The organism is Mesorhizobium sp. CU3 (genome assembly GCF_006442965.1).
Classification (GTDB): domain Bacteria; phylum Pseudomonadota; class Alphaproteobacteria; order Rhizobiales; family Rhizobiaceae; genus Mesorhizobium.
The window spans coordinates 64,689-90,293 of sequence record NZ_VFWX01000014.1 but is presented as its reverse complement, the minus strand read 5'-3'; the positions used below and the strand labels follow the sequence as shown (position 1 = coordinate 90,293).

Below are 25,605 nucleotides of genomic sequence, written 5' to 3'. Positions count from 1 at the left end.
CAGCACCGCTAGCCGTCTAGGCAAACGGGCGCGGGGCTCATCTAGTCGATCCGCAAGCGAATGCCAAGCCATAATGGCAGCGCAACGGCTTTTGCCGTGGATGGTCCATGCGTCCGCCTTTGCAGCGCCGAATGATGTGCATAGGCCGGTCGGCATATGCAGCCGCGCTTGACTTCGACCCTGTCCGGCTGTCGACTGCGCTAAATGTTTGTTTTCACGCGATTCCAGACAGAAAATCGCTGAGCGTTGGCTGGAATTGCCTTGGGCTGTGCGAGGGGCATCGTCCTGACATGGCATCGATCGACCAGCGACCCGCGGGACAACCGGACGGCGGGCTTTCCTTTATACCGGTGGGCTGGCTCGTCGTCGTCATGGGGCTGTCGGCCTATGGCCTGTTCGCGAACTGGCGGCTGATCGGCGACTTCAGCCTGCCGGAAAATGCCTTCCTGCTCGTTTATGGCGGACTGACCGGCGGCGTCATCACCATTCTGTGGGGATTGTACCTGCTTGGCCTTGCCTTCAACCGCTCGGCCCGCTTTCCGCGCCATTACACGATCTGGCAGGTGGCCATCATCATCTGGCTCGTCATCCGTCAGGCCTATGTGTTTTTCAGCTTCGCCTTCTCGGCCGAGGCGCTTGGCTTCACCGTTGCCGAAATCGCCATTGGCCTGCTCTGCATCTACCTCCTGCGCCAAGGCGCTGGCGCCAAGACAGTCTATGCCAATGCCGAGACCGAACGGCCGCCGGTCCTCGTTTCGGTGCTTGCGGCGTTGCTCGGCATCATTCTTGGCGGCGCCATCGGCGCCTGCGCCGGATTCTTCGCCGGATCGCTGATCGCCGATGCCACGCAGATGAGCTGCTTCGAGGGCGCCTGCGGGTTCTTCGCCGCCTTTATCGGCCTGGGCGGCTTGATCCTTGGCGCGATCGCCGGCGGCATTTTCGCTGTCTGGCGGGTCAACCGGCGCAAGCCGGCGCGGGCTGCCTAATTTCAACCGTTGCGATTGCGCGTGACCTGCGCACGCTCTATGTCGGTTGCGGGGTAGACGGGAGCTTCCCGGGGAGAGCGGTCGATGTTGCGGTTTATGTTTCGGCTGGCGGCGATGGTCGCGCTGTCGATTTCCGTGATCATGGCGGTGATCGACACGACCCGTTCGGTCGCCGAATCGGCGCTGGTGATAACGCCGCTCAACACGAGCTGGCTGGCGGTTTCGCCCGATACGCGGGCGGCTTTCGAGACTTTCGTGCGGGCCAAGGCAAGCCCGATCGTGTGGGACGGCATCGTCGCCTGGGTGCTCGCCCAGCCGGGTTTCGCGGTGTTCGCGGCGCTCGCCTTCCTGCTTTACGCGATCGGCTATCGGCGCAAGCGCCGCAACGCCGAATTTGCCCCGACGCCCTGAAGTCGGCGATCGAGCCGGCCGGTAACGCTTTTTCCAACAGGTCAAAATTCCACGTGAATTTTGTTTCGCGGCGTGCCAGATTGACCGCGAGCGGGAGGGGAAAACACTTCCTGCCTGACGTCGCGAACCTGCCGGAGAACCGGGCGGGCAAGCGGTACAAACCATAAAACAACCGTCACGGACATAACCGACAGGGTGTGGATCACATGAAACGTATCGTTCTCGGCCTCCTGGCCGCAACCGCAATGGTTCTTCCGGCTTTCGCCGCGGATGTGCAGCCGGCCATCCTCTACGACCTGGGCGGCAAGTTCGACAAATCCTTCAACGAGGCCGCCTATAACGGCGCCGAGAAGTTCAAGAAGGAAACCGGCGTCGCTTACGTCGAATTCGAAGTTTCCAACGCCTCGCAGCGCGAGCAGGCGCTGCGCCGCTTCGCCGAGGACGGCCGCAACCCGATCGTCATGGCCGGCTTTGCCTGGGAGGACGCGCTGAAGGCTGTCGCGAAGGATTATCCGGACCTCAACTTCGCCATCATCGACGATGCCGTCGACATGCCCAATGTCCGCTCGCTGGTGTTCAAGGAGAATGAAGGCTCCTACCTCGTCGGCATCCTGGCGGCGATGGCGTCGAAGTCGAAGAAGGTCGCCTTCGTTGGCGGCATGGACATTCCGCTCATCCGCAAGTTCGAATGCGGCTATGTCGGCGGCGCCAAGTCGGCCGGCGCCACCGACGTCATCCAGAACATGACCGGCGACACGCCGGCAGCCTGGAACGACCCGGCCAAGGGCGGCGAGATCGCCAAGACGCAGATCGACCAGGGCGCCGACGTGGTCTACGCGGCGGCCGGCGGCACCGGCGTCGGCGTGCTGCAGGCGGCCGCGGATGCCGGCAAGCTCGGCATCGGCGTCGATTCCAACCAGAACGGCCTGCAGCCGGGCAAGGTGCTGACCTCGATGATGAAGCGCGTCGATGTCGCCGTCTACAACGCCTTCATGGATGGCAAGAACGGCACCTTCAAGGGCGGCTTGCAGAATCTCGGCCTCAAGGAAGGCGGCGTCGACTACGCCATGGACGACAACAACAAGGCGCTGGTCACCGACGAGATGAAGGCCGCCGTCGAAAAGGCCAAGGCCGACATCATCTCCGGCAAGGTCCAGGTGCACGACTACACCACCGACAACGCCTGCCCGTACTGATCGGCAGTTGAGTTGAAAATCGAACCGCCGGGCATTGCCCGGCGGTTTCGTTTTGGAGACGAATGATGCGACCGACCATCGAAGTCATGGTGCACGGCGATGTCGAAGCGATCGCCAGGCTTCGGCTCGCGGCATTTTTCGATGGCACCGGGCGAACGCTCCAGGACGACATGGACGGACTGCGCGGGCTGATCGTCGGCGACGGGTTCGAGGCGGCCTTCGTCGCGCGCGATCGGGGCCGGCCGATCGGGAGCTGCCTCCTGGTGCGCGACGAGATCGAGCCGGCGCATGATCTTACGCCCTGGCTGGCCGGCCTCATCGTCGACGAAGCCTGTCGAGGCCAGGGCGTCGGTACGTCGCTGGTCAAAGCCATTGAAGCGCGCGCCGCTTCGGTCGGAGTGAGGACGCTTCATCTCTACACCTGGCAGGCACGAGGCTTCTACGAGGCGCTGGGCTGGACCACGGTCGAGCCGTTCGAGCAGGACGGCGAGCCGATGCTTCTCATGTCGAAAAAACTATAGCGTGCCGGCGATATAGCCGAGCGCGAAGGCGGCGAGCAGGGCAAGCGCGATGACGAAGCCCAACCGTCCGCCAAGGGCATGCAGCCCGACGCCATAGGGCTTGCGTTGCAGCCGGTGGATCACGACCGGCGGCAGATCGGCCTCTGTCTCGGCGGGTCCAGCAAGCCGGATGTGCATCTGCGGCAATTCGGCAAGGCGTTGCGAAACCTGTTTCCAGCGGGCGTCCTGTCCTTCCGTAGAGGAACCGGCAGGGTCGAGGGCGCGCAGGCGCTCGGCGAGCTTCAGCACGGTGTCGCGGAAGGCGGGATCGATCTTGAGGTCGCGCTCGGCGCGGGCGCGTTCGCGGTCATTCATCAGGCCGAAGACATAGTCGCCGGCTCTGGCGACGCGGTCGCTTTCACTCGACATGGCCTTCTTCTCCCATGCTCCCTCACCAGTGCGGCGGCTTGGTCACCGGCACGTCGGGAGCAGCCTGTTCTTCCAGCTCCAGGAACCGGTCGGTGAGCGCGGCAAGCTTGCGTTCCATGCGCTCGATCACCTTCCACTGCTCGGCGATCTGGCCGGACAGTTCCTCGATGGTCTTGTCCTGCTCGGCGGCGCGGATTTCCAGCGTCGTCAGCCGGTCGTCAGGCATGGCCATTGAGAACCGCCTTTTGCGAATGTGAAGCTCCTACCCACCTTGGAAATTGACAAGCGCGCGGGGATTTGTCGAGAGTGAATGGCCAATTGGCACGGGCTGGGCATCATGCTAGGCATTTTGACCAAGCGATAAAAAATAACAGTGGGAACAGGCCGCATGGCGCAAGCCGCTATCGAGCTCATCGGCATCAACAAGAGCTTTGGCGCCGTGCGCGCCAACCGCGACATCAATCTGGAAATCACGCGCGGCACCATCCACGGCATCGTCGGCGAGAACGGCGCCGGCAAGTCGACGCTGATGTCGATCCTCTACGGCTTCTACCAGGCCGACAGCGGCGAGATCCGCGTCGGCGGCAAACCGGCGTCGATCCACACCTCCAACGACGCCATCGCGCTCGGCATCGGAATGGTGCACCAGCACTTCATGCTGGTCGACAATTTCACCGTGCTGGAAAACGTCATTCTCGGCGCGGAGAACGATGCGCTGTTGAAAAGCAGCATCGCCAAGGCGCGTTCGGAGCTCGAGCGGCTGGAGCGCGAATATGGGCTGGAGGTCGATCCCGACGCCGTCATCGAGGAATTGCCGGTCGGCTTGCAGCAGCGCGTCGAAATCCTCAAGGCGCTCTATCGCGGCGCCGAGATCCTGATCCTCGACGAGCCGACGGGTGTTTTGACGCCGGCAGAGGCCGATCACCTCTTCCGCATCCTCAAGCAATTGAAGGATCAGGGAAAAACCATCGTTCTCATCACCCACAAATTGCGCGAGATCATGGCGATTACCGACACGGTCTCGGTGATGCGCCAGGGCACGATGGTGGCGACCAGGGTGACCAAGGAGACCACGGTCGGCGAATTGGCCGAACTGATGGTCGGCCGGCGAGTGCTGCTCAGGGTCGAGAAGGGCGAGTCCGAGTCCGGCGCCGTGAAACTTTCGGTGAAGAACCTGACGGTGAAAGACTCCCGCGGCGTCACCATGGTCGACGACGTCTCCTTCGACCTGCGCGGCGGCGAAATCGTCGGCATCGCCGGTGTCGCCGGCAACGGCCAGTCCGAACTGCTCGAGGCGATCTCGGGCATAAGGCACGCGGTCTCCGGCGAGGTGATGCTGGACGGCAAGCCGATCGACCTCACCGGCAAGGCCGACCCCGGCGAATTGCGCGACCGCGGCCTCGCCCATGTGCCGGAGGACCGCCATCATGTTGGACTGGTGCTGGCCTTCGAGGAGAACGAGAATTCTATCCTCGGCTATCACGACGACGAGCGTTATCTGAAAGGTCCGTTCCTCAACGTCGAGGCCATCGTCAGTGATGCCAAGGACAAGATCGCGAAATACGATATCCGGCCCGCTAATCCTCGCCTGAAGACAGCCAATTTCTCAGGCGGCAACCAGCAGAAGATCGTGCTGGCGCGCGAGATGGAGCAGGATCCAGGGGTGCTGATCGTCGGTCAGCCGACGCGCGGCGTCGATGTCGGCGCCATCGAATTCATCCACAAGCGGCTGATCGCCATGCGCGACCAGGGCAAGGCCGTGCTGGTGGTCTCGGTCGAGCTCGACGAGATCCGCTCGCTTTCCGACCGTATCCTGGTGATGTTCGCCGGCCGCATCGTCGGCGAGCGCGGCCCCGACGCCACCGAAGGCGAGCTCGGCCTCTTAATGGCCGGCGTCGAGCAGCAGGAGGCCGCCGAATGAGCACGCCCTACGCCAAGCTGCCGGCCTGGGCCGACTATGGGCTAATCCCGCTGATCAACCTCTCGGTAGCCTTCATCGTCGCCGGCCTCGTCGTCGTGCTGGTCGGCGAAAATCCGTTCCGCGCCGCCGTCATCCTGGTCGAAGGCGCCTTCGGCAAGGGGACAGGCATCGCCTTCACGCTGTTTTATGCCACGACCTTCATCTTCACCGGCCTTTCAGTCGCGGTGGCGGCGCATTGCGGCCTGTTCAACATCGGTTCCGAGGGCCAGGCCTATATTGGCGGCCTCGGCATCGCGCTTGTCTGCCTGCCCTTGGACAGCATTTTGCCATGGTGGGTGCTGTTTCCGCTTGCCATTGTCGCCTCGGCCGCGTTCGGCGCCCTCTGGGGCTTCATCCCGGCCTATCTGCAGGCCAAGCGCGGCTCGCACATCGTCATCACCACCATCATGTTCAACTTCATCGCCGCCTCCGTGATGGTCTATCTGCTGGTCGGCCTGCTGAAGCCGGCCGGCTCGCAGGCGCCGCAGACCCGCAACTTCGTCGGCGGCGCGGAGCTGCCGAAGCTCAATTGGGTGATCGAATTGTTCGGCGCCAAGATCCGCTCGGCGCCGCTCAACATCTGCTTCCTGCTGGCGCTGCTGATGGCGTTCCTGGTCTGGCTTTTGATCTGGCGCACCCGGCTCGGCTACGAAATGCGCACCTATGGCCACAGCCCGAAAGCGGCGCGTTATGCTGGCATTTCGGAAACCCGCATCATCATCACCGCCATGATGATCTCGGGCGCGCTGGCCGGCATGATGGCGCTCAACCCGGTGATGGGCGACCAGCACAATGTCGCCATCGATTTCGTCTCCGGCGCCGGCTTCGTCGGCATTGCGGTGGCGCTGATGGGCCGGCTGCATCCGATCGGCATCGTGCTGGCGGCGATCCTGTTCGGCATGCTCTACCAGGGCGGCGCCGAGCTTTCCTTCGAGATGCCGGCGATCACCCGCGACATGATCGTCATCATCCAGGGCCTTGTCATCCTCTTCGCCGGCGCGCTTGAGCATATGTTCAGGCCCTACATCCAGGCGATTTTCGCCTCGTTCAGTCCGAAGTCGGTCGGCATGGAAGCGGTCAAGGGAAAGGGCGCCTGAGATGGATATCTTCATCGCCATCGTCCAGATTCTCGATTCCACCATTCGCCTGTCGGTGCCGCTGCTGCTCGCCTGCCTAGCCGGCCTCTATTCGGAGCGCGCCGGCGTGTTCGATATCGGGCTCGAAGGCAAAATGTTGGTCGGCGCCTTTGCCGGCGCCTCGGCGGCCGCGGTCTTTCATTCCGCCTTCATCGGCCTCGGCATGGCGATCCTGATCTCGGTCGCCTTTGCCATGGTGCACGGCTTTGCCTCGATCACGCATCGCGGCAACCAGATCGTGTCCGGCGTCGCGATCAACTTCATCGCGGCGGGCTCGACGATCATGCTTGGGCAAGCCTGGTTCCAGCAGGGCGGGCGCACGCCGGCGCTGCAGCCCGGCGAGCGGTTCGAGGCGATCGTCTGGCCGGGCGCCGACGCCATCAGGGATGTGCCCATCATCGGCCCGATCTATTCGGAACTGCTCTCCGGCCATTCCATCCTGGTCTACATCGCCTTCCTGATGGTGCCGTTCACCTGGTGGGTGCTGTTTCGTACCCGTTTCGGGTTGCGGATGCGCGCGGTCGGCGAAAATCCGGCCGCCGTCGATACCGCCGGCATTTCGGTCGCCTGGTTGCGTTATCGCGCGCTGATCTGCACCGGCATCCTCACCGGTATTGCCGGAGCCTACCTGTCGATGGTGCAGAATGGCGGCTTCGTGAAGGACATGACCGCAGGCAAGGGCTATATCGCGCTTGCGGCGCTGATCTTCGCCAAATGGAAGCCGGTCAACGCCATGTTCGCCTGCCTTCTGTTCGGCTTCCTCGACGCGGCCTCGATCCGCCTGCAGGGATCGCCGCTTCCTCTTGTCGGCAAGGTGCCGGCACAGTTCATGCAGGCGCTGCCCTATGTGCTGACCGTCATCCTGCTTGCCGGCTTCATCGGCAAGGCCATTCCGCCGCGCGCCGGCGGCGTGCCCTATGTCAAGGAACGCTGAGGCCCTATTTCGGTCCGCCAGCCGGCATTTGAACAAGATCGTGGGAGAGAAGAGCTGAATGTCGCATGATCTGTTCGAGGCGGCGAAAGCGGCGATGGCCAAGGCCTATGCGCCCTATTCGAAATTCCCGGTGGGTGCCGCACTTCGCACCGAGGACGGCCGCGTCTTCACCGGCGCCAACATCGAGGTGGCATCCCATCCCGAGGGCTGGTGCGCCGAGACGACCGCGCTTGGCCACTACATCATGGGCGGTGGCGGCAAGATCGTCGAGATAGCGGTGATCGCCGAGCGCATGGCCAAATGCTCGCCTTGCGGCGGCTGTCGGCAGCGGCTGGCGGAATTCTGCCGGCCGGACACGAAGCTCTATCTGTGCGACAACACGGGCGTCGCCGAGACGGTGACCATGGGCGACATGCTGCCTTACGGCTTCAGGGGCGATATCCTCAAATGAAGAGCTGGTCGACATGATGGAAGCACTGGATCGCCTGGTCGAAAAGCTCGACGGGCTAGCGCCGACGGCGGCGCTGGTGCTCGGCTCCGGCCTTGGCGGCCTGGTCGATCAGGTCAAGGACGCCAGGCGTATCTCCTATGCCGAGTTGGCCGGTTTTCCACGCAGCGGCGTTTCCGGCCATGCCGGCGAGGTCGTGGCCGGAAACTTTGCCGGCACACCGGTGCTGATGCTGTCCGGCCGCGCCCACTATTATGAGCACGGCAATGCCGCCGCGATGCGTCCCGCACTTGAGGTGCTGGCCGGCATCGGCATCTCGCATCTGATCCTGACCAACGCCGCCGGCTCGGTCGATCCCGAGATGGGGCCGGGCTCGGTGATGATGATCACCGACCACATCAATTTCTCCGGCTCCAATCCGCTGATCGGCGAGCCGAGCGATCGCCGCTTCGTCGGCCTCACCGAGGCCTATGACGCCGGCCTGCGTGGCGCGATCGAGAAGGCGGCGAAGGCGACGGACACCGCGCTGCACCAGGGCGTCTATATGTGGTTTTCGGGACCCTGCTTCGAAACGCCGGCCGAGATCCGGATGGCGCGTGTCATGGGCGCCAATGCGGTCGGCATGTCGACGGTGCCGGAGGTGATCCTCGCGCGCTTCCTCGGGCTGAAAGTGGCCGCCTGCTCGGTCATCACCAATCTCGCGGCGGGGATGACCGGGGCCGAGCTGTCGCATCAGGAAACCAAGGACATGGCCCCGATCGGCGGCGCCCGGCTGGCGACGATCCTGCGGCGCGTGTTCCAGGACGGCTTGCCCGACTGATGCTCCCGCAAGAAATCATTCGCCGCAAACGCGACGGCCACAGGCTCGCGGCCGACGAGATCGCGGCCTTTGTCAGAGGGCTGACGGCGGGCAGCATCTCGGAAGGTCAGGTCGGCGCTTTCGCCATGGCCGTATTTCTCAACGGCATGAGCCGCGAGGAGGCCGTGGCGCTGACGCTCGCCATGCGCGATTCCGGCGATGTGCTCGACTGGTCCGACCTGCCGGGTCCAGTCACCGACAAGCATTCGACCGGCGGCGTCGGCGACAATGTCTCGCTGATGCTGGCGCCGATCGTCGCTGCCTGCGGTGCTTATGTGCCAATGATCTCGGGCCGCGGCCTCGGCCACACCGGCGGCACGCTGGACAAGATGGATGCCATTCCCGGCTATATCAGCCAGCCCGATGTGACGCTGTTTCGCAAGACGGTGCTGGAGACCGGCTGCGCCATCATCGGCCAGACCGCGGATCTCGCGCCCGCCGACCGCAGGCTCTACGCGATCCGCGACGTGACGGGCACGGTCGAATCCGTGCCGTTGATCACCGCCTCGATCCTGTCGAAGAAGCTCGCCGCGGGGCTCGGCTCGCTGGTGCTCGACGTCAAGGTCGGCAACGGCGCCTTCATGGAAAAGTCGCGTGATGCGGTGGCGCTGGCGAACAGCCTGGTCGAGGTCGCCAACGGCGCCGGCCTGAACGCCTCGGCGCTGGTAACCGGGATGAACGAGCCGCTGGCATCGGCTGCCGGCAATGCGGTCGAGGTGAAGAATGCGGTGGACTTCCTCACGGGCCGTTATCGCGATCGCCGGCTGGAGGACGTGACGCTTGCGCTGGCGGCCGAGATGCTGCAATCGGCCGGCATCGTTTCGTCCAATCAGGACGGGTTGAGGCGCGCCGCCGAGACGCTTGCGGGCGGCCGCGCGGCCGCCATCTTCGCGCGCATGGTCACGGCGCTTGGCGGCCCGGCCGATTTCATCGAGAACCCGGACAAGTATTTGCCGAAGGCGCCCGTCGAACTGGCGGTGCGGGCTGAGACGGATGGTTTCGTCACCGTCGTCGCGACGCGCGACATCGGCCTTGCAGTCGTCACGCTTGGCGGCGGGCGCAGGCGGCCGGATGATAAAATCGACCATGCCGTTGGCTTGACCAGGCTCTTGCCGGTCGGCGCCGAACTGCGCCGGGGCGAGCCACTGGCGCTGGTGCATGCCCGCACAAACGCAGATGCCGAAGCGGCCGCTGCCGCCGTGCGCGCGGCCTATACGACCGGAGGTTCGAAGCCGCCCGCGGAAAAGACCGTCCTCAGGCGGATATTGGTTAGATAGAGCGTTTACGCAATTCCGGATGGAAACCGCGTTCCACTTTTCCTGGAATTGCTCTGACCGGACTACTGCACAAGGAGCAGCGCGCCGTCCTGGACCTGATACTTTTGCAGGCGCTGCAGGAAGCTCATGCCGATCAGGTTGGTCTGCAGCGCCCTGTCGTCGAGCACCATCGCCTGCACGTTGTCGACCGAAATCTTGCCGATCTGCAGATGGTCGATAGTCGCCACGGCGGCCTTGATGGCGCCGTTGGCGGTGTTGACCTGGCGATTGAAATCGGACGGGTTGAGCGAAATGCCGATCCGGCGCGCGGTCGAGATGTTGATGGCGACAAGCGTGGCGCCGGTGTCGATCATGCCGTCGACCTGGCGGCCGTTGAGCTTGAACGAAGACGTGAAATGGCCGCGCGCGTCGGCATTGACCAGCACCTGGCGGCCGAGCGGCATCGGCGCCGCCGGCTTGTCCGGCACCGAAGCGAGATTGGCTTGCGGCTCGGGCTGCGCCGCTTCCGGCTTGGCGGCGACGCTTGATCTTAGCCAGCTTTCGACGATCTGCGGATTCGACTGATACACAATGGGTATCGAAGCCGAGGTTCCGGCACAGATGCCGAGGATGAGAAGCTTGCGCAGCATGGACGCCCCTTAAAACAAGGCTCCACCCTTAAGCCGACATGGTGTTTTCCGTTTTAACGCGCGCCGGAACCACGGACTTGCGTAAACGATCGGTAAACAAATGCGCTCATTTCGTGCCGTACATGCGGTCGCCGGCATCGCCGAGACCGGGCATGATATAGCCCTTCTCGTTCAACTGGCGGTCGATCGAGGCCGTGAAGATCGGCACGTCCGGATGCGCCTTGGTGAAGCGCTCGATGCCCTCGGGCGCGGCAAGCAGGCACAGGAACCGGATGTTGGTGGCGCCGCGCCCCTTCAGCTTGTCGATGGCCGCGATCGCCGAATTGGCGGTCGCCAGCATCGGATCGACGACGATCACCAGGCGGTCGGCAAGATCGCTCGGCGCCTTGAAGAAATACTCGACCGCTTCCAGCGTGTCGTGGTCGCGGTAGAGGCCGATATGGGCGACACGCGCCGCCGGCACCAGGTCGAGCAGGCCTTCGAGCAGGCCGTTGCCGGCGCGCAGCACCGAGGCGAAGACCAGCTTCTTGCCTTCCAGCGTCGGCGCTTCCATCTCCTCGATCGGCGTCTCGATCATGGTCGTGGTCAGCTCGAGATTGCGGGTCACCTCATAGCCGAGCAGCAGCGAAATCTCGCGCAGCAGCCGCCGGAAACCGGCCGTCGAGGTCTCCTTCTTGCGCATGATGGTCAGCTTGTGCTGGACAAGGGGGTGGTCGACGACGGTGACGCCCTGCATGATGTGCTCCGACGTGATGGTTCTGTGAATAGTCAGTAGTGAGTAGTGAATAGTGAGCCGATTTGCGAGTCCCCGCCTCGGGGAAAGCGACGGCCTTCAACCGATCGATGCGCGCGCGGTCAAATCCGTCACTACTGACTACTCACTAGTCCCTACTCACCGAGCCTTCGCATCCAGTCGGCCAAGCAGCATCGTCTTGGTCTTGCGATCGACGAAGGCCGCCTCGATCGCCGTCCTGGTGACAGCGGCAAGCGCCTTGTCGTCCATGGAAAAATGCTCGGCGGCGATGTCGTATTCGCGCTTCAGCGACGTCCAGAAATAGGGCGGATCGTCGGAGTTGAGCGTCACTTTGCAGCCGGCGGCGCGCAGCGCCGGAAAGGGGTGGTCGGCGAAGCTGCCGAAGACGTTCAGCGCGATGTTGGAGCCCGGGCAGCATTCCAGCACCACCCCCTGGTCGGCGATGCGCCGCACGAGGTCGGGGTTCTCGATGGCGCGCACGCCGTGGCCGATGCGCGAGGGGCGGATGTGGTCGAGGGCTGCCGCCACACTTTCCCAGCCCATTAGCTCGCCGGCATGGATGGTGATGCCGAGGCCGGCCTCGCGCGCGATCTCGAAGGCGCGCACATAATCCTCGAAATCGCCCATGCGCTCATCGCCGGCGACGCCGAAACCGGTCACCAGCGGATGGCCGCAGCGCGCTGCGAAGCGCGCCGCCTGCTCGATCGCCTCGACGCCGACATGGCGCACGCCGGTGACGATCATGCGGCCCTCGATGCCGGTCTTGGCCTTGGCGCGGGCCATGCCTTCGCCCAGCGCATCCGTATAGGCCTTTGGTGACAGGCCGGCCTTCTTCGCATGGTCCGGCGAGGTGAAGACCTCGGAATAGATGGCGCCGTCGCGGGCGAGGCTGGTCAGATAATGATCGGCAAGGCGTGCATAATCCTCCTCTGTCCGGAACAGGTCCGAGGCGAAGTCGTAAGCGGCTAGGAAAGACGTGAAATCGTGCCAGACGAAGGAGCCGTCCTGGATGTAGGGCGAGGTGTCCTTGCCGTATTTGCGGGCCTGGGCGACGACGAGCTCGGGCGCCGCCGCCCCTTCGATGTGGCAGTGCAGTTCGGCCTTCAAGATCATGCGGTCATCCCGTCTGGTACGCTGCTCTCGCGCTGATTCTGGCCTGGAAATCACGCGAGACCTTTCCCGGCAGGGGTTTGAAAGCGCGGCCGAAAACCGCGCCCTGGACAATAGCTTCGGCACCATCGATCGGCTATGGTCGCGCCGGTTTTATGACGGATCAAAATAATGTCAGTTGAGAGAACCACGGCCGCGGGCGGCATGGAAACCTCCTATGGGTTCAGGAAGGTCGGCGAGGGCGAGAAGCAGCCCCTCGTAAACGACGTCTTCCATAAGGTGGCCAATCGATACGACCTCATGAACGATCTGATGTCGGCTGGGTTGCATCGATTGTGGAAGGACGCGATGGTCGCCTGGCTCAATCCGCCGAAGCGGACGGGCTGGAAGGTTCTCGACGTCGCCGGCGGCACCGGCGACATCGCCTTCCGCATCGTCGAGGCCAGCCAGCGCCAGGCGCATGCCACCGTGCTCGACATCAACGGCTCGATGCTCTCTGTCGGCCGCGACCGCGCCGAAAAGCAGGGGCTTTCGGCCAACACCGATTTCGTCGAAGCCAATGCCGAGGAACTGCCTTTCGAGGACGAGACCTTCGACGCCTATACGATCGCCTTCGGCATCCGCAACGTGCCGCGCGTAGAGACGGCGTTGAGCGAGGCTTATCGTGTGCTGAAGCGCGGCGGACGGTTTTTGTGCCTGGAATTTTCCGAGGTCGATATGCCGCTGCTCGACAAGGCCTATGAAGCCTGGTCGTTCAATGCCATTCCGAAGATCGGCAAGGCTGTGACCGGCGACGGCGAGCCCTATTCCTACCTCGTCGAATCGATCCGCAAATTCCCCAACCAGCAGAATTTCGCGGCCATGATCACCCGCGCCGGGTTTGGCCGGGTGAGCTTCCGCAATTATTCGGGTGGCATCGCCGCGCTGCATTCGGGCTGGAAGCTTTGAGGCGGGACCCTTTGAAGCAGGCCCTCTTGAACCGGGGTGGTCAATGAGCAGCGCCGCCGCCGCCTTTCGGCTGGTCCGGGCCGGCTGGGTGCTGGTCCGCGAGGGCGTCGTCGCGGCGTTGCCCGGCGAAGAGCTTTCCGGCATGCCGAAATTCGGCTGGCGCGTGGCGCGCCTGTTCACGCGCCGCCGGGCGCTGAGCTATCAGCGCGGCGACCGGCTGGCGCGGGCGGTGGTGCGGCTCGGACCTTCCTATGTCAAGCTCGGCCAGTTCCTGGCGACGCGGCCAGACGTCGTCGGCAACGACATGGCGCTCGACCTCGCGCTTTTGCAGGACAAGATGCACACCTTCCCGAAAGCGGAAGCGGTGCATGCGATCGAGGGTTCGCTCGGGCGCAAGATAGACGACCTCTATGTGAGCTTCGGCGAGCCGGTGGCGGCGGCCTCGATCGCGCAGGTGCACAGCGCCGAAGTTTCCCGCGAGGGCAGCATTTCGCTGGTGGCGGTGAAGGTCATCCGGCCCGGCGTGCGCCGCCGCTTCTTCCACGACCTCGAAAGCTATTTCCTAGCCGCCCGCCTGCAGGAGAAATACATCCCCTCGTCGCGTCGCCTGCGGCCGGTCGAGGTGACCGAGACGCTGGCGCAGACCACCAGGATCGAGATGGATCTGCGGCTCGAAGCGGCGGCGCTGTCGGAGCTTGGCGAGAACACCAAGGACGATCCGGGTTTCCGCGTGCCGGCGGTCGACTGGGAGCGCACCGGCCGCGACGTGCTCACCATGGAGTGGATCGACGGCATCAAGATGAACGATCTGGCCGGTCTTGCCGCAGCCGGGCACGACCTCCAGGCGATCGCCGCCAACCTGATCCAGTCGTTCCTGCGGCACACGCTGCGCGACGGCTTCTTCCATGCGGACATGCATCCGGGCAATCTGTTCGTCGAGGCGAACGGCACCATCGTCGCGGTCGATCTCGGCATTGCCGGGCGTCTCGGCAAGAAGGAGCGCCGCTTCCTGGCCGAAATCCTCTACGGCTTCATCGTGCGTGACTATCAGCGCGTCGCCGAGGTCCATTTCGAGGCGGGCTACGTGCCGCGCCAGCACAATGTCTCGGCCTTCGCGCAAGCGATCCGCGCCATCGGCGAGCCGATCCACGGCCAGTCGGCCGAGACCATTTCGATGGCGAAGCTGCTCACGCTTTTGTTCGAAGTTACCGAGCTGTTCGACATGGCGACGCGGCCGGAGCTGATCTTGTTGCAAAAGACCATGGTCGTGGTCGAGGGCGTGGCGCGCACGCTCGATCCCGCCTTCAACATGTGGAAGACGGCGGAACCGGTGGTCGGAGACTGGATCGCCGGCAATCTCGGTCCGCGCGGCCTGCTCACGGACGCGCGCGACGGCGCCAAGGCGCTGCTGACGCTAGCAAGACAGGCGCCGGACCTCGCCGCCCGGACCGACCGGCTGTCGCGCGAGATCGACCTGATGGCCGAGAACGGCCTGCGCTTCGACGAAGCGACCGCGCGCGCCATCGGCAAGGCCGAAGCGCGGCACACCCGCTCGGGCCGCGTGGCGCTGTGGGTGATTGCGTTGACGCTGATCTACATCGCGTGGAAGCTGCTCTGACGGCCGTCGACTTGCCGATAGGTGATTGCATTGCTATCATTGCATTCGTGACGATTATGCGAGTGCAATCAAATGGCCAGTATCACCATCCGCAACCTGGACGATGACGTGAAGGATCTGCTGCGGCAGCTCGCGGCCGAGAACGGCTGCTCGATGGAAGAGCAGGCACGCCTGATGATCCGCGCCGCGGTCGAAGGCCGGGCAGGGCAGGCCGGTCGCCTCGACCAGATCGAGAAGACGCTGCGCACGCTGGCAGGCTCAAGCCAACAGACGGCGCCGGTTGTCGCGGTTTCCGGCAAGACATCAGTGCGCGGCTCGCTGTTGGGCAAGCGCATCCTGCTGATCATAGGCGGTGGCATCGCCGCCTACAAATCGCTTGACCTGATCCGCCGGCTGCGCGAGCGCGGGGCCTCGGTACGGGTGGTGATGACCGCCGCTGCGCAGGAATTCGTCACCACGCTGTCGGTCGGCGCGCTGTCGGCCGATCACGTTTTCACCGATTTGTTCGACCGCAAGGATGAGCACGATGTCGGCCATATCAGGCTGTCGCGCGAGGCCGACCTTGTGGTCGTGGCGCCGTCGACCGCCGATTTGATGGCCAAGCTCGCCAACGGTCATGCCAACGATCTTGCCTCCACGGTGCTGCTAGCCACCGACAAGAAGGTGCTGATGGCCCCGGCGATGAACCCGAAAATGTGGTCGCATGCCGCGACGCGCCGCAACCGCGCGACCTTGCAGAAGGATGGCATCGCCTTTGTCGGTCCGGCCAAAGGCGAGATGGCGGAGAGCAACGAGGCGGGCGAGGGCCGCATGGCAGAACCGCTGGAGATCGTCGCTGCGATCGAGGCGATGCTCGACGAGAGGCCGAAGCCGCTTGCCGGCCGCCGGATCATCGTCACCTCCGGGCCGACGCATGAGCCGATCGATCCGGTGCGCTACATCGCCAACCGCTCCTCGGGCAAGCAGGGCCACGCCATCGCGGCCGCACTTGCGAAGCTCGGCGCCGATGTGCGGCTGGTGTCCGGTCCGGTCACCATCGCCGATCCGGCGGGTGTCGCGACCACGCATGTCGAGACCGCCGCGCAGATGAAGCAGTCGGTCGAGAGCCTGTTGCCGGCGGATGCCGCCGTGTTCGTGGCCGCCGTCGCCGACTGGCGCACGGCCAATGCCGCCGGCGAGAAGATCAAGAAAGTGGCGGGCGAGGGCCCGCCTTCGCTGCAGATGGTCGAGAACCCGGACATCCTTGCCGGCGTCGGCCATCATGCCCAGCGGCCGGGCCTCGTCGTCGGCTTCGCGGCCGAGACGCAGGACCTCATCGGCAATGCCGAGGCCAAACTCAAGAAGAAGGGCGCCGACTTCATCGTCGCCAACGACGTCTCGCATGAGAGCGGCATCGGGCCGTCCGGCGTGATGGGCGGCGACCGCAACAAGGTGCGCATCGTCTCGAAAACGGGCGTCGAGGAATGGCCGGAAATGGGCAAGGATGAGGTGGCGGCGCGGCTTGCCGGGCTCATTGCCGAGCGGCTAAAGACCATTGTCGTATAAGGCTTCGCCGGCCGAGAGGCGATCTGGCCGGGGAAATCCTATTCGGCGGCTATGCCCGGTGCGCTCCCGCTCGCGGCGAGCGAGGCTTCGATCGACTCCGAAATGATCCGCAGGCCGAGATCCAGATCCGCCTCGGAGATGGTCAACGGCGGCGCGATGCGGAAGACGCCGCCCATGCCGGGGAGCTTGACGATGTTCATGCTTAGCCCGCGCCTGAACGCTTCGGCGGCGATCGCCGCGCCAAGCTGGTGATCTGGGACACGGTCCTTACGGTCTTTGACGATCTCGACGCCGAGCAGCAGCCCTAGGCCGCGCACGTCGCCGACGCATTCGTAACGCTGCTTCAATCGGGACAGGCCCTCGAAAAGTTGCGCGCCGAGACGCTGGGCACGCTCGACCAGTTTTTCTTCCTCCACCACATCGAGCACGGCGAGACCGACCGCTGCCGGCAGCGGGTCGGAGACATGTGTGGTGTAGAACAGGAAACCTTTCGCATGCGCGTCTTCCTCGATCTCGGCCGTCGTCATGACGGCCGAGAGCGGAAGCCCGGCGCCGATCGTCTTGGAGAGCGTCAGGATATCCGGGGTGACGCCATCCCGCTGGAAAGCGAACATATGGCCGGTGCGGCCGATGCCGGTTTGCGCTTCGTCGAGGATAAGCAGCATGCCGCGCTCGCGGCACTTCTGCTTGAGCGCTGCCAGATAGCCTTGCGGCAGTCCCAGTATACCGCCGCTCGACAGGATCGGCTCGGCGACGAAGGCGGCGAGGCTGCCCGTCGACTGGCTGTCGACGAGATCGAACGCGTCGTCGAGTTCGGTCCGCCAATCCAGCGAGCCGTCGGCATTCCTGAAACGCGGCCGGAAACTGTTCGGCGCTGGGATGGCGAGCGAGCCGACGGCGGCCGGCCCATAGCCCTTGCGGCTGGCGCTGTAGGTTGCGGAGGCCGCGACGCCGGTCATGCCGTGCCAACTCTTCGAAAAGGCGACGATTTCGTGCTTGCCGGTGACCAGCTTGGCCATGCGGATGGCGGCTTCATTCGATTCCGCGCCGGTCGACAAGAGCAGCACCCGGTCGAGCCCTGGCGCCAGCGCCGCAAGGCGCTCGGCCAGCTCGACCACTGGACGGGACAGCATGCCGCTGAACAGATGCGCGACCTGCCCGACCTGCCGGGTGACCGTCGAGACGATGCGGGGATGCGAGTGGCCGAGCAGCGCGCTCATCTGGCCGGAGGTGAAATCGAGGATAGGCCTGTCGTCGGCGTCATATACGAAGGAGCCGGCCGCGCGCTCGATGATGGCCGGCTCGAAGCTGCCACCGTAGCGGATCAGGTGCTTTTGCGCCGAACTCCAAAAGCCACGGTCCTCGTTCTTCGACATCGTGCAGCTCCATCATATCGCCTGGCAAACGATAGCGGCTGGCGCGAGTGCAGTAAAATTGATAGTAATCGGATCCGGATATCAATGGATTTGATATGCAGGCTCCGCTTGACCTCAAGCTCCTGTCGACTTTCGTGCGTGCCGCGCATTCGGGCACGCTGAGCGCCGTGGCGGTGCAGGTCGGGCGCACGCAATCGGCCGTGACGATGCAGATCCAGCGGCTGGAGGAAGCGCTGGGCCAAAACCTGTTCCACCGCAGCGGCAGCGGCGTGCGGCTGACCGGCAGCGGCGAACGGTTTCTCGCCTATGCCGAGCGCATCCTCAAGATCCACGACGAGGCGATCTCGGCCTTCTCCGATAAGGGCCTGCATGGCTCGATCATCTTCGGCAGTCCCGAGGATTATCTCAGCGCGTTCTTCCCGTCGCTGCTGAAGAGCTTCGGCACGATGTATCCCGATATAGAGATCAAGGTGGTCTCTGCGCCGACGGTCGAATTGCGCACGCTGCTCAACGCGCGGCAGGTCGACCTTGCGCTGGTTTCCGTTCCCGATCCGGGCGCGGCGGCGGACGTCGTGCGCCGGGAAGCGCTGGTGTGGGTGGGCAGCAGGCCGGCCCTGGAGCATTACGATTTTGGCGACACCGTTCCGCTGGCACTGGCCGCCTCGAACGCCATCGATCACAAGGGTGCTTGCGAGGCGATGGCGCGCGCCGGGCTGCGCTACAAGATCGCCTATGCCAGCAACAGCCTTGCCGGGCTGATCGCCGTGGCGCGGTCGGGCCTGGCGATCAGCGTGATGGCCGAGGAAGCGGTGCCGCCCGATCTTCACATACTCGGCGCTCCGCTTCCCGCCTTGCCCGGCCTTGGCATACTGGTCGCCTTCGCCGGGGCGGAACGATCGCCCGCGATCGAGGCATTCGCCGATCACATCCGCGGCGTGCTTCCATCGCTTTGACGCCGGCCTATTCCCCGGCCGCCAGCTCAGGCCGGCTCGCCGCGGAAAATATCTTCAGCGCGGCCAGGCATCCGACGATGCCGAGCGGCAGGAAGGCCAGGAACAGCCAGCCGGCGACGGTTGCGGCCGCCGCGCGGCTCAGCCCCTCGGAAAAGCCGCTGGCATTGGCGATGATGCCGGCGACAGCGGCGCCCACCGCATAGCCGATGCGCTGCATGGTCGGCACGGCGGCGGACGCAATCGTCTGCTCGCCATCGCGGGCCGAGGCGACGATAACGCGGGTGAGGAACGGCCAGGCAACGCCGAAGCCGCCGCCCTGCAAAAGAGCGCAAACGAGGATCAGCGGAATGGACCCCAACGGGATCGAGTAGGCGAAACCGGCGAGGCCGGATGCGATCATCAGCGCGCCGATGACGATGATTAGCCGTTCGCGCTCCAGCGGCGCGTTGGCGACGGCGATGGACAGGATCGACCAGGCAATCGATTCGGCGGCGATGATGTACCCCGTGGTCAGGATCGGGATGTCGTGCAGCGTGGTGAGAAGCAGCGGTCCGTAGATCGAGAAGGAGACGGTGGCCACCGAAAAGGCGGCGACCATGGTCATGCCGCTGCCGACCGGCGAGCGCCAGGAAAACAGCTGCGAGGGAAACAGTCGCGATTGCGGCTTCATGGCGTCGACAACGACAAACAGCGCCAGGCCGGCAAGGCCGAGGACCAACAGCAACGACGAGCGCAGCAAGGCGACGTCGACGCCGGCGGTGGCGATGAGCACGACGGCGACGGCCAGGCAGCCAAGTGCGGCATAGGGGAAGGGCGGTGAGCTGCCGGCGGCAGCCTGTGGCCTTTTTGCTTGCGGCGTGTTGAGCACAATGAAGCTCGCCAGCGCCATGGCGATGCCGCCCAGTACGAAGACGCCGAAAGCCCAGCGCCAGGACAGGAAATCGACCACGATGGCGCCCAGCATCGGGCCGCTGAAGGCGGCGACCCCCCAGATCGCCGACATGATGCCGAAAAGCTGCGGCCAGATGTTGCGGTCGAACAGCCGCTCGACCGAGACGAAGGCCAGCGACACCAGCGCGCCGCCGCCGAGACCCTCGACCAGGCGGCCGGCGAGAAACACCGGCATGGAAGGCGCGGTGGCGCAGATCAGCGCGCCGGCGGCGTAGAGCAGAGCGGCGACCGTCACGTTGGAGCGCAGCGCGACATAGCTGACCAGTCGCCCCGCGGCGGCGCCCGCGACGATGGCGCCAAGTTCATAGACCGCCAGCGACCAGCCGACGAACTGCACGCCGGCAAGGTCGCCGACCATGGCCGGCATGACGGTAGCCACCATCGTCTCGTTGGTGGCGTGGAGCAGAATGCCGAGGCTGATGAAGCAGAAGCGCGCCAGGTCGCCGCTTGCCCACAATGCACGCCAGTCGACTTTGTTGCTGGTGATGTCAGTCATCCCCTTTACCCTGCCTTTGCATAGCTCGATGCCGGCGCATGGCGCCAGAAGCCAGTCGAGGCTTTTCGGCGGGGCCATGCGCGGCTGTTTCAGCCAGGGCAGGCTTGTAAAACCTCAACCACGGTTGAGCTCAAGGGCTTTTTGTCGAGACGTTGGAGATCGGCCTAAAGCCTCTCAGCTTGGTCATCCACGGGCGGAGCAAAGAGCGAAGCGACGCGGCGCAGACCCGAGGATCCATGCCGGGACTCCTGAGCACCGCCACGGTGCAGAACTCTGCATCGCAGCACCCTTCGCCGAGGTCGCGGCATGGATCCTCGGGTCTTCGCGACGCCGCTTCGCGGCTGCTCCGCCTGTGGATGACGAAGGGGCCGTCAGTTCGCCGTGCTGCGCAGCTGGAACTGGCTGACGCCGATGGCGATGTTGAGGCCGGTCTGGGTCTGGACGCTGAGCGGCTGCAGCGTGAAAGCGTTGCCGGTGCCGCCGATCAGAAGGTTGGCGCCGGCGCCGACGGCGGCCGTCACTTCGGCGCTGGCGCCGACATAGTCGCCGGCCAGCGCGCCCGGAGCATAGATGTTGGCCATCGGCGTCAGCACCAGCCAGCGCATCACGCTCTGGCTGGTGGTGCCGATATCGAGGCCGTATTTGTTGACGGCGCCGAAATAGGCTTCCGGTGCGAAGGTTTTGTCGGCCGGGGTGAAGGTGCAGTTCAGGTCCTTGCTCGAGCCGAAGACGAAACCGGTGCCGCCGCCGATGGCGCAATCCAGCACGCCGAGCTCGACGCCGCCGCGCTCGGCACGAACCTGTCCCGTCGGCGCGACTGCGACAATGATGGCTATAACGGTGACTTTCAGCATCACGTTCCCCCAAAAAAGATGCGGCCCGGAACGGGCACATTGTCCTGTTCCGGGCCGGCTGTATAGGGAACTGGCTTAACGCCTTACTTGTAGGAGTGTACGAGGTCCAGCGAAGCCACGGCGACGGCCAGGTTGACGCCGGTCTGCGCCTGGACGCTGAGCGGCTCCAGCATGAAGGCGCCGTCGAGGCCGCCGACCAGGAGATTGGCGCCGCCGCCGGTCACGACGGAAGCCTCGGCGTTGACGCCGTAGTAGCTGCCGGCGAGGTCGCCCGCCTCATGATGGCGCGTTCCGGCGAGCACTGCCCAGACGAGCTGGCCCTGATGCGTCTGGCCGAGGTCGACGCCGAGCTTGGAGATCATGCCGGTATACTGCTCGGCCGGTCCATGATGGTACGGGCGGAAAGTGCAGGACACGCCCTTGTTGGAGGTGATGACATAGCCGACGCCGCCGTCGATTGTGCAGTCCAGCGTGCCGAGCCGCAGCGCGCCGGCGCTGACTGGCGAAGCGAGGACCGTGGCGGCGAGCGCGGCAGCGGCACAGGCAAGGGATTTGATCATTGGAAAGGTCCTTTCGCGAAAATTTTGCCCCGCTTTAAACGATCGAGGTGCGCGGAGCGTTCCGCCGAAAACTTGGCGCGAACATGGCAAAGGTTAACGCATTGCCGTCGACGGTTAACGGCAAGTGACAATTGCGCAACGGCTCCGGATGCGACGCTCAAAGCGCGTCGCGTTGAAAGGAATCAGTCACGCGCCTTTAAGGCCGGCCGCAGATCAACTCGCGTTGCCGCCGACGCGCGACAGGCCGTCCTTGGCCGGCTGATAGGTGGGGTCGAGGTGGATGGCTTCGCGATAGGACTTGGAAGCCTTCACCTTGTCGCCGCGCTTTTCGTAGATCAGCGCCTGGTTGGCCCAGGCCTCGGCGTTCTTGCCGTCGAGCTTGATGGCCATGTTGAAGTCGGAGAAGGCGTTGTCCTCGTCGCCCGTCGCCAGATAGGAGAGGCCACGGCCGTTGTAGGGCTCGGCGGCGTCAGGCGCCAGCGAGATGGCGGTCGAGAAATCCTCGATGGCGAACTTGTGCTGGCCCTGGCTCTGATAGATCAGGCCGCGATTGTGGTAGGCGCGCGCATCGGTCGTGTCGAGCTGGATCGCCTTCTGGAAGTCGTTGAAGGCGTCCTGGGTGCGGCCCGCCTTGCGGTAGAGATTGCCGCGGCCGATATAGGCGGCGTCGTAATTGGCGTTGATCTGGATCGACTTGTTGTAGTCGGCAAGAGCCGCCTGCTGGTTGCCGAGGAAGCGCTGGATCAGCGCGCGGTTCGAATAGGCCTGGTAGAAATTCGGATTGAGCTGGATGGCCTGGTCGAAATCCTTCAGCGCCGCCTGGTACTGGCCGCCGCGGCCATAGGCCGAGCCGCGCACATTATAGCCTTCCGGATCCTGCGGATTGCGCTGGATGACCGCCGACAGCGAGGAGATGTTCTCGCTCGAGCCCTGCGCCTTGTCGATCGAGTTGAACTCACCTGTCGGGGCCGTTTGGCACGCTGCAAGGGCGAGGCCCGAAAGCAGGGCCGCCGTCAGGGCGAAGCCGCGGAAAGCGGCTCGGCGCTCCACCGGAATTGCGTTCATCTTTGTCCTCACTGCCGCAGCGCCGTCAGTCCGTTCCCTCTCCGAACCGGCCCCTATGCATAAACAAAAAGGTGGCGGCGATTCCACATCGCGCCACCCCTGGGTATCCTTCGAAAAGGACGAAAAATTGGCGTTACGAACGCGGCGAGCGCGGCGCGCCACCAGCGCCAGCCGGAGCCGGACGCGGGGTCATCGGCAGCAGGCCTTCGCGCTGGGCGCGCTTACGGGCCAGCTTGCGGGCGCGGCGCACGGCTTCCGCCTTCTCGCGGGCACGCTTCTCCGACGGCTTCTCGTAGTGACCGCGCATCTTCATTTCGCGGAAAATACCTTCGCGCTGCATCTTCTTCTTCAGCGCGCGAAGCGCCTGATCAACGTTGTTGTCGCGGACGAGTACCTGCACGGGCAATCCTGTCTTCGGGTTTGATATCAATAGGCATACAGCCATAGCCGCCATGCCTTCGCGGCGGGTTGCACCGCGAATTGTGGGCGGCTGATAGCAGAATCATGCCGTCCTGTCCACCGCTGATTGCAGGAAACCGCGATCAAAATCCCGCGTGTCCCGGCGTGGGCGCCGAAGCGCTAAAGCGCGTCGCGCTGAAACGGATTCAGGCGACGCGCTTTAGGCCTCAGGTTTATGCATGTCGTTGCCGCAAAACCGCTGCCCAGTTTTGCGCGACATGCATCAGGCTGTCGCCAGATGCAGGCGGGCGAAATCCTCGAAAAACTCGCCGTAATCGCAGGTGATTTCCTCGCCGGCGGCGATGTCGCGCGTCGCGGTGGCGCCGCCATATTGCGAGAAGTCCGTGTTCGGCCGCTCGGCATGGTTCATGAAGCGGCCATTGTCGACCTCATAGACCATGAAGCCCGGCTTGTCGGGGCTCGGATAGGCGTAGCGGTCGAGCAACTCCCTGAGATGCGGCGGCGCTGCCTCGTATTTCTCCATCGGGATAAGCCGGTCGAAATCGGGATCGAGCCGCCAGATCGAAGCGCCCTTGCGGATCGGCTCGGCGGCAAAGACGCCGACGCCTTCGATGGCGCTCTGGGCGACGTAGGTTCTGATCAGCAGCATCGTTCCGGTCCGTTTTCGACGGGAAACGGAATCGTCAAATCGCGGCGAAATGCAAGGCCGCCCCGCAACATTTTCGGCTGGCCGGCGGCATGGCTGACGCCAATCCCTTCACGTCCACTTGATCAACGCATCGCCATCGGCAACGGTGCGATCTGCCGCGGCGCAAAACGGCAAGCGCCGTCGCAAACAGCGCAAGGATGTCCACGCGGTTTCGCTAGTGATACACCTCGCGCTCCGGGAGATGCCCGGGCGACATCCGTGATATTTTGGGGCGAGCTGGAACGTGAAGAAATACTCCGTATTCGCCATTGCCCGCGAGGCCATGCGCGGCCACAAGGGCTGGGAACAGCAGTGGACCTCACCTGAGCCTAGGAAGGAATACGACGTCATCATCGTCGGCGCCGGTGGTCATGGCCTGGCGACAGCCTATTATCTCGCGACCGAGCACGGCATCACCAACATCGCGGTGCTTGAGAAGGGCTGGCTCGGCGGCGGCAATACCGGCCGCAACACCACAATCATCCGCTCCAACTACCTCTATGACGAAAGCGCCGGCATCTACGACCATGCGCTGAAGCTTTGGGACGGGCTCAGCCAAGAGCTCAACTACAACGTCATGTATTCGGCGCGCGGCGTCATGATGCTGGCGCACAATGTGCATGACGTGCAGGTGTTCAAGCGCCACATCCATGCCAATCGCCTAAACGGCATCGACAATGAATGGCTGACGCCGGAAGAGGCGAAGGCCTTCTGCCCGCCGCTCAACATCTCCAAGGAGGCGCGCTATCCGGTGATGGGCGCGGCCTTGCAGCGGCGCGGCGGCACGGCTCGCCACGACGCGGTCGCCTGGGGCTATGCGCGCGGCGCCTCGGCGCGCGGCGTGCACATCATCCAGAATTGCGAGGTCACCGGCATCAAGCGCGCGGCCAATGGCGCGGTCGCCGGCGTCGAGACGACGCGCGGCTTCATCGGCGCAAAGAAAGTGGGCGTGGTCGCCGCCGGCCATTCGTCCGTCATCATGAACATGGCTGGCGTGCGCATGCCGCTCGAAAGCTATCCGCTGCAGGCGCTGGTGTCGGAGCCGATCAAGCCGGTGGTGCCTTGCGTGGTGATGTCGAACACCGTGCACGCCTATATCTCGCAGTCCGACAAGGGCGAACTGGTCATCGGCGCCGGCACCGACCAATATGTCTCCTATTCGCAGACCGGCGGCCTGCACATCTTGCAGCACACGCTGGATGCGATCTGCGAGATGTTCCCGATCTTCACGCGCATGAAGATGCTGCGTTCCTGGGGCGGCATCGTCGACGTGACGCCCGACCGTTCGCCGATCCTGGCCAAGACGCCGGTCAAGGGCCTCTACGTCAATTGCGGCTGGGGCACGGGCGGCTTCAAGGCGACGCCCGGCTCTGGCAACGTCTTTGCCCACACCATCGCGAAGGACGAGCCGCATCCGATCAACGCGCCCTTCACGCTCGAGCGCTTCCGCACCGGCCGGCTCATCGACGAAGCCGCCGCGGCAGCGGTGGCGCACTGATCCA

The 25,605-nt window shown here is 64.5% G+C and carries 27 protein-coding genes; 15 read left to right on the top strand and 12 right to left on the bottom strand.

Features of this window, described 5'->3' with window-relative positions; genetic code table 11:
• Positions 1 to 290 precede the first annotated feature (290 nt).
• The 4 genes from FJ988_RS21395 (at position 291) to FJ988_RS21380 (ending at position 3,114) form a co-directional block, all read left to right on the top strand.
• Positions 291 to 986 carry a hypothetical protein gene (locus tag FJ988_RS21395; protein ID WP_246688625.1) on the top strand — a complete coding sequence of 232 codons (696 nt, stop codon included), beginning with the start codon at positions 291 to 293 and terminating at the stop codon, positions 984 to 986.
• Positions 987 to 1,070: 84 nt separating this feature from the next.
• On the top strand, positions 1,071 to 1,397 hold the full coding sequence (locus tag FJ988_RS21390; RefSeq protein ID WP_140820337.1) for a hypothetical protein: 327 nt from the start codon (positions 1,071 to 1,073) through the stop codon (positions 1,395 to 1,397).
• Positions 1,398 to 1,603: 206 nt separating this feature from the next.
• Entirely contained in the window at positions 1,604 to 2,593 is a 990-nt protein-coding gene (locus FJ988_RS21385; RefSeq protein ID WP_140820336.1) for a BMP family protein, read from the top strand.
• Between the two features lie 65 nt (positions 2,594 to 2,658).
• The gene (locus tag FJ988_RS21380) at positions 2,659 to 3,114 is read left to right on the top strand and encodes a GNAT family N-acetyltransferase (protein WP_140820412.1); all 456 of its coding nucleotides are present in this window, start codon (positions 2,659 to 2,661) and stop codon (positions 3,112 to 3,114) included.
• Here the strand turns inward: FJ988_RS21380 and FJ988_RS21375 are convergent.
• Together FJ988_RS21375 and FJ988_RS21370 are read right to left on the bottom strand one after the other, a co-directional pair.
• A complete protein-coding gene (locus FJ988_RS21375; RefSeq protein WP_140820335.1) occupies positions 3,109 to 3,522 on the bottom strand; it encodes a hypothetical protein in 414 nt (137 codons plus the stop codon). The genes FJ988_RS21380 and FJ988_RS21375 overlap by 6 nt on opposite strands.
• A 22-nt stretch (positions 3,523 to 3,544) precedes the next feature.
• Positions 3,545 to 3,754 carry a SlyX family protein gene (locus FJ988_RS21370; RefSeq protein ID WP_140820334.1) on the bottom strand — a complete coding sequence of 70 codons (210 nt, stop codon included), beginning with the start codon at positions 3,752 to 3,754 and terminating at the stop codon, positions 3,545 to 3,547.
• Positions 3,755 to 3,910: 156 nt separating this feature from the next.
• On the opposite strand from FJ988_RS21370, the gene FJ988_RS21365 reads away from it, so the two are divergent.
• The 6 genes from FJ988_RS21365 to deoA are packed head-to-tail and all read left to right on the top strand — an operon-like array spanning position 3,911 to position 10,136.
• The gene (locus FJ988_RS21365) at positions 3,911 to 5,443 is read left to right on the top strand and encodes an ABC transporter ATP-binding protein (RefSeq protein WP_140820333.1); all 1,533 of its coding nucleotides are present in this window, start codon (positions 3,911 to 3,913) and stop codon (positions 5,441 to 5,443) included.
• Positions 5,440 to 6,579 carry an ABC transporter permease gene (locus tag FJ988_RS21360; RefSeq protein WP_140820332.1) on the top strand — a complete coding sequence of 380 codons (1,140 nt, stop codon included), beginning with the start codon at positions 5,440 to 5,442 and terminating at the stop codon, positions 6,577 to 6,579. The genes FJ988_RS21365 and FJ988_RS21360 overlap by 4 nt, the downstream gene beginning before the upstream one ends.
• Before the next feature lies 1 nt (position 6,580).
• Positions 6,581 to 7,552, top strand: coding sequence for an ABC transporter permease (locus tag FJ988_RS21355; protein ID WP_140820331.1), 972 nt, complete (start codon positions 6,581 to 6,583; stop codon positions 7,550 to 7,552).
• A gap of 58 nt (positions 7,553 to 7,610) precedes the next feature.
• The gene (gene cdd, locus FJ988_RS21350) at positions 7,611 to 8,003 is read left to right on the top strand and encodes a cytidine deaminase (RefSeq protein WP_140820330.1); all 393 of its coding nucleotides are present in this window, start codon (positions 7,611 to 7,613) and stop codon (positions 8,001 to 8,003) included.
• A gap of 13 nt (positions 8,004 to 8,016) precedes the next feature.
• Positions 8,017 to 8,820 (top strand): purine-nucleoside phosphorylase, encoded by an 804-nt coding sequence (locus FJ988_RS21345; protein WP_140820329.1) that lies wholly within the window; start codon positions 8,017 to 8,019, stop codon positions 8,818 to 8,820.
• Complete coding sequence (gene deoA, locus FJ988_RS21340; RefSeq protein WP_140820328.1) at positions 8,820 to 10,136, top strand: thymidine phosphorylase; 1,317 nt, start codon at positions 8,820 to 8,822, stop codon at positions 10,134 to 10,136. Before FJ988_RS21345 ends, deoA begins: the two co-directional genes overlap by 1 nt.
• 62 nt (positions 10,137 to 10,198) lie before the next feature.
• On the opposite strand, the gene FJ988_RS21335 is transcribed toward deoA, so the two are convergent.
• The 3 genes from FJ988_RS21335 to FJ988_RS21325 all read right to left on the bottom strand — a co-directional run bounded on the left by FJ988_RS21335 (position 10,199) and on the right by FJ988_RS21325 (position 12,632).
• Complete coding sequence (locus tag FJ988_RS21335; RefSeq protein ID WP_140820327.1) at positions 10,199 to 10,765, bottom strand: TIGR02281 family clan AA aspartic protease; 567 nt, start codon at positions 10,763 to 10,765, stop codon at positions 10,199 to 10,201.
• A gap of 106 nt (positions 10,766 to 10,871) precedes the next feature.
• Positions 10,872 to 11,501, bottom strand: a complete 630-nt coding sequence (upp, locus tag FJ988_RS21330) for a uracil phosphoribosyltransferase (RefSeq protein ID WP_140820326.1) — start codon at positions 11,499 to 11,501, stop codon at positions 10,872 to 10,874.
• A gap of 156 nt (positions 11,502 to 11,657) precedes the next feature.
• Entirely contained in the window at positions 11,658 to 12,632 is a 975-nt protein-coding gene (locus FJ988_RS21325) for an adenosine deaminase (protein WP_140820325.1), read from the bottom strand.
• 168 nt (positions 12,633 to 12,800) lie between these two features.
• On the opposite strand from FJ988_RS21325, the gene ubiE reads away from it, so the two are divergent.
• From ubiE to coaBC, 3 genes are all read left to right on the top strand, one after another.
• The gene (ubiE, locus tag FJ988_RS21320; RefSeq protein WP_140820324.1) at positions 12,801 to 13,577 is read left to right on the top strand and encodes a bifunctional demethylmenaquinone methyltransferase/2-methoxy-6-polyprenyl-1,4-benzoquinol methylase UbiE; all 777 of its coding nucleotides are present in this window, start codon (positions 12,801 to 12,803) and stop codon (positions 13,575 to 13,577) included.
• Between the two features lie 43 nt (positions 13,578 to 13,620).
• The gene (ubiB, locus tag FJ988_RS21315; RefSeq protein ID WP_140820323.1) at positions 13,621 to 15,195 is read left to right on the top strand and encodes a 2-polyprenylphenol 6-hydroxylase; all 1,575 of its coding nucleotides are present in this window, start codon (positions 13,621 to 13,623) and stop codon (positions 15,193 to 15,195) included.
• Between the two features lie 72 nt (positions 15,196 to 15,267).
• Positions 15,268 to 16,740: a bifunctional phosphopantothenoylcysteine decarboxylase/phosphopantothenate--cysteine ligase CoaBC gene (gene coaBC, locus FJ988_RS21310; protein ID WP_210242781.1), complete on the top strand. Its 1,473-nt coding sequence runs from the start codon at positions 15,268 to 15,270 to the stop codon at positions 16,738 to 16,740.
• A gap of 38 nt (positions 16,741 to 16,778) precedes the next feature.
• On the opposite strand, the gene FJ988_RS21305 is transcribed toward coaBC, so the two are convergent.
• Positions 16,779 to 18,116 carry an aspartate aminotransferase family protein gene (locus FJ988_RS21305; RefSeq protein WP_140820322.1) on the bottom strand — a complete coding sequence of 446 codons (1,338 nt, stop codon included), beginning with the start codon at positions 18,114 to 18,116 and terminating at the stop codon, positions 16,779 to 16,781.
• Positions 18,117 to 18,211: 95 nt separating this feature from the next.
• On the opposite strand from FJ988_RS21305, the gene FJ988_RS21300 reads away from it, so the two are divergent.
• Positions 18,212 to 19,069 (top strand): LysR family transcriptional regulator, encoded by an 858-nt coding sequence (locus FJ988_RS21300; RefSeq protein ID WP_140820321.1) that lies wholly within the window; start codon positions 18,212 to 18,214, stop codon positions 19,067 to 19,069.
• A gap of 7 nt (positions 19,070 to 19,076) precedes the next feature.
• Here FJ988_RS21300 and FJ988_RS21295 read toward each other — a convergent pair whose 3' ends face one another.
• The 6 genes from FJ988_RS21295 to FJ988_RS21270 form a co-directional block, all read right to left on the bottom strand.
• Entirely contained in the window at positions 19,077 to 20,516 is a 1,440-nt protein-coding gene (locus tag FJ988_RS21295) for an MFS transporter (protein ID WP_140820320.1), read from the bottom strand.
• A 371-nt stretch (positions 20,517 to 20,887) separates the two neighbouring features.
• Positions 20,888 to 21,370, bottom strand: coding sequence for a DUF992 domain-containing protein (locus FJ988_RS21290; RefSeq protein WP_140820319.1), 483 nt, complete (start codon positions 21,368 to 21,370; stop codon positions 20,888 to 20,890).
• A gap of 83 nt (positions 21,371 to 21,453) precedes the next feature.
• Entirely contained in the window at positions 21,454 to 21,930 is a 477-nt protein-coding gene (locus tag FJ988_RS21285; protein WP_140820318.1) for a DUF992 domain-containing protein, read from the bottom strand.
• A 213-nt stretch (positions 21,931 to 22,143) separates the two neighbouring features.
• A complete protein-coding gene (locus tag FJ988_RS21280) occupies positions 22,144 to 22,995 on the bottom strand; it encodes a tetratricopeptide repeat protein (protein ID WP_140820317.1) in 852 nt (283 codons plus the stop codon).
• 133 nt (positions 22,996 to 23,128) lie between these two features.
• Positions 23,129 to 23,395, bottom strand: a complete 267-nt coding sequence (gene rpsU / locus FJ988_RS21275; protein ID WP_042639546.1) for a 30S ribosomal protein S21 — start codon at positions 23,393 to 23,395, stop codon at positions 23,129 to 23,131.
• A 282-nt stretch (positions 23,396 to 23,677) separates the two neighbouring features.
• Positions 23,678 to 24,064, bottom strand: a complete 387-nt coding sequence (locus FJ988_RS21270; RefSeq protein WP_140820316.1) for an SET domain-containing protein — start codon at positions 24,062 to 24,064, stop codon at positions 23,678 to 23,680.
• Positions 24,065 to 24,347: 283 nt separating this feature from the next.
• On the opposite strand from FJ988_RS21270, the gene FJ988_RS21265 reads away from it, so the two are divergent.
• The gene (locus tag FJ988_RS21265; protein WP_140820315.1) at positions 24,348 to 25,601 is read left to right on the top strand and encodes a sarcosine oxidase subunit beta; all 1,254 of its coding nucleotides are present in this window, start codon (positions 24,348 to 24,350) and stop codon (positions 25,599 to 25,601) included.
• Positions 25,602 to 25,605: the final 4 nt, after the last annotated feature.